The sequence below is a fragment of the Elusimicrobiaceae bacterium genome (assembly GCA_017520185.1).
Taxonomy (GTDB): domain Bacteria; phylum Elusimicrobiota; class Elusimicrobia; order Elusimicrobiales; family Elusimicrobiaceae; genus Avelusimicrobium.
In genome coordinates, this window is the sequence record JAFXGO010000016.1 from 1 (window position 1) to 2,781 (window position 2,781).

The 2,781-nt window shown below is 40.3% G+C and carries 5 protein-coding genes and 1 tRNA gene; 1 reads left to right on the forward strand and 5 read right to left on the reverse strand.

Annotation, left to right across the window (positions count from 1 at the left end; translation table 11 throughout):
- Window positions 1–213 precede the first annotated feature (213 nt).
- A tRNA-Tyr gene (locus tag IKL48_02165) sits at window positions 214–297 on the forward strand.
- A 93-nt stretch (window positions 298–390) separates the two neighbouring features.
- Here IKL48_02165 and IKL48_02170 read toward each other — a convergent pair.
- The 5 genes from IKL48_02170 to IKL48_02190 form a co-directional block, all read right to left on the reverse strand.
- Entirely contained in the window at window positions 391–951 is a 561-nt protein-coding gene (locus tag IKL48_02170; protein ID MBR3603485.1) for an outer membrane beta-barrel protein, read from the reverse strand.
- Window positions 936–1,517 carry a hypothetical protein gene (locus IKL48_02175; GenBank protein ID MBR3603486.1) on the reverse strand — a complete coding sequence of 194 codons (582 nt, stop codon included), beginning with the start codon at window positions 1,515–1,517 and terminating at the stop codon, window positions 936–938. Before IKL48_02175 ends, IKL48_02170 begins: the two co-directional genes overlap by 16 nt.
- A gap of 16 nt (window positions 1,518–1,533) precedes the next feature.
- A complete protein-coding gene (locus IKL48_02180; protein MBR3603487.1) occupies window positions 1,534–2,088 on the reverse strand; it encodes a hypothetical protein in 555 nt (184 codons plus the stop codon).
- A 98-nt stretch (window positions 2,089–2,186) separates the two neighbouring features.
- A complete protein-coding gene (locus IKL48_02185; protein MBR3603488.1) occupies window positions 2,187–2,453 on the reverse strand; it encodes a TIGR03905 family TSCPD domain-containing protein in 267 nt (88 codons plus the stop codon).
- A gap of 10 nt (window positions 2,454–2,463) precedes the next feature.
- Window positions 2,464–2,781 (reverse strand): hypothetical protein (locus IKL48_02190; GenBank protein ID MBR3603489.1); only part of this gene is annotated, 318 nt, incomplete at its 5' end.

The following is a 2,781-nucleotide window of genomic DNA, read 5'->3' on the forward strand; positions in this document are numbered from 1 at the left end:
CTACTTTTATCATCAAAGGGGTATTGTGGGTCGTGTTCTGCATAAGGGTATTTTAGCAATTTTGGGGCTTTTTTTTGCTTTCGCTTTGAATAGAAAAGAGATTTTTCGGTAAAAAAATGACAAATAGCCGATTTTTTTGTTATAATAAATATGTCCAAAGTAAATCTTTGACCCGGCTGCGTAGAAAACGCAGCGTTTTTAATCCCTTTGTTCGGTAGGGTGGCTGAGTGGTCAAAAGCAACGGTCTGTAAAACCGTCGGGCTACGCCCTACATAGGTTCGAATCCTATCCCTACCAAAATTTAAACCCCGCTTAAGCGGGGTTTATTTTTTTGTAAATTCTCTAAAAAAATCCCCCGTTTTAACGGGGGATTTTGCTGAAAAACAAATTTTACAAAGTGGCTTTTAAGAACAGGCCCCCTTTATTGCTGTTGTACTCATTCTCATATGTGTTAGAGTGTCTGCTGCGCAACTGGTACCATGCTCCCGCCGAAAGCCATTTATTCAATTGATACGTCACTTCGGGACGGACGCCGTATAAATCGTCGGATCTTTTAACTCCTTGATTGTTGGCATGTTCGTAATCCATATTTTCATAAGACAGCGTCACCGCCGCTTTTAAGCGGTTAGAAAGCTGATGAGAAAAATACAAAGAAATCAACGTATCGGCAAAATAACGATTGTTCACATAGGTAGATTCTTCAAACTTTCTTATTCCTGACAAACGGATTACATTTCTGCCGGTCGGTCTATATTCTAAAGAAAGGTCATAACCGAATAAATCTTCGTAAGTGCTGTAACCGGAAAGATGATGCGTATAATCGCGCATGGCATAAGTGGCCTTAGCCATACCGGTCACTTTCGGGGCGATTTTTCCTTCTACCCCCAAAGCCAAGGTGCTTCCGTCGGAGTTATGTTCGTCATTGTATTTATAGTTTACATTGCTATACATATATTCCATAAAGCACTTGTTTTAGGAGAAATATTCCAAAACCCCTGCACCGCGGCATTGATTCTGTTTAAATCCAAGGCCGTTTGCCACGGGTGATCATAGTAATAGTCATAAGAATCATTGGCAGAAAAGCCCAATCCGAAAGTCTTTTCTCTGGAAGTTCTGGCAGAAAGATAAACATTATTATTAAATCTTCTTACCATATCCGTCAATTCGGAGTTAGCCAAATCGGACGTATACACAAAGGTATTACCGATATTTAGCAAATCATTAGCCAAATCCACATTGGCAAACGCGTTCCAAAAGCCGTTTTGGCCATTTTCTTTGGTATAGGCATTATAACCGCCGAAAGCCGTCGCATTAAAAACAAGTCCGCTATTAGGAACCGCTGTTTTATATTTCATACCCACTTGCGTGGAGTTAATGACGGAACTTTCTTCTTGCGTATTGGAAAGATAAATATTGTCATCATATATCAAATCTTCCCAAACAGAAAAAGTCAAATTTTTACCATAGCCCAAAGAAGCCGTTAACAGACAAATTAATAAAATGCTTAGTTTTTTCATTTTGTTTTCTCCTGTATTACGGCTCGGGGTTGCTCAATACGTCTTGGATAGCCTGTTGAGTGGCGGTATTAGTTTCTGAAGAAATAACAAAAGAAGGCACTTGCAAAGGTTCTTCTTCCTGTAACGTAACTTGGAGCGCGTCTTGGGTAGGGGTATTGTTTGGTTGCGCAAAAGAAAATGCCTTTCCTTTTTTAAGAGAAATTTTCTTTCCGTCATCTCTGGTCAAAAAGGCTTTTTTCCCTTCCAACAACGTAATCGTATTTTTTTGCGTATCAATGGAAACTTTCGTTTTCCCTTTGGATTGGAAAGTATAAGCGTTTAATCTTACGTTGGAAAAAGAATCCCCTAGAATGGTTAATTTTTTATCCTTATACTGCTCAATGGTTGCTTTTAAATTTTTAGGAAAAACCAATTTACTTTCACCGAACGAAAGCTGGGTTCTTTGTACTCCGCTGATTTGAAAAGCAGAAGCGCCGGAATGGACGGCGGGATTAGTTTTTTCGGCGGTTTGGGCATTTACACCAATACCACAAACCAAAAGAGCCGTTAGGGCAAGCAATAATTTCTTCATCAAACACTCCTTTTTATAGTATAAGAATATGCTATAAAATTATAGTTTGATGAAAAATAATCATTTTTAGCTATTAAAAAATTAATCTTTTCAATTAGCTATTTAGACGTTTCCTTTTCCAGGGCCGCCCCGATAGCGCGGGCCAATTGGTCTGCACAAGAAGTGCCACGGCCGCCGCAATCATTGCCGGACAAAAGCGCCGCTATTTTAGCGGCATCGGCCCCTTCGGTCAATTTAGAAATAGCCGACAAATTCCCCGGGCAACCGCCAATAAAACAAACCTGATGCAATCTTCCTTGTTCGTCTATTTCAAAACGGATTTCCTGTGAGCATACGCCCATGGTTTGGTATTTGTAAAAAGCCATATTTATCCCTTTACTCAAAGCTCCAGGCATTGCTGCCCAAAGTATTTTCTATATAATCTAGCAATGCGCGGTGTACTTGGATAGATTTCCCGGTACGTATGCGGTGTATTTTGGTAGGGTCTGCTTTAGAAGGCACTTCCAGATATACGCGGGTGGTGCCGACACCGGCATCTAAATGCGCTTTAAGTTTTTGTAAATGAGATTGCGAATAGTTGGACGTTAAACGAATGGTCAATTTGCTAGCCAAAGCAGAAATCATACCCGTTACGCTATACACATCGTCTAAAGAAATTTCTACCCGTGCGCTATCGTCATCTTCGCGCACTTC

What these genes read in the sequence shown, in the direction of transcription:
- IKL48_02170 (MBR3603485.1), bottom strand. Translation starts at nt 951, where the DNA reads ATGTATAGCAATGTAAACTATAAATACAATGACGAACATAACTCCGAC.
- IKL48_02180 (MBR3603487.1), bottom strand. Translation starts at nt 2,088, where the DNA reads ATGAAGAAATTATTGCTTGCCCTAACGGCTCTTTTGGTTTGTGGTATT.
- IKL48_02175 (MBR3603486.1), bottom strand. Translation starts at nt 1,517, where the DNA reads ATGAAAAAACTAAGCATTTTATTAATTTGTCTGTTAACGGCTTCTTTG.
- IKL48_02185 (MBR3603488.1), bottom strand. Translation starts at nt 2,453, where the DNA reads ATGGCTTTTTACAAATACCAAACCATGGGCGTATGCTCACAGGAAATC.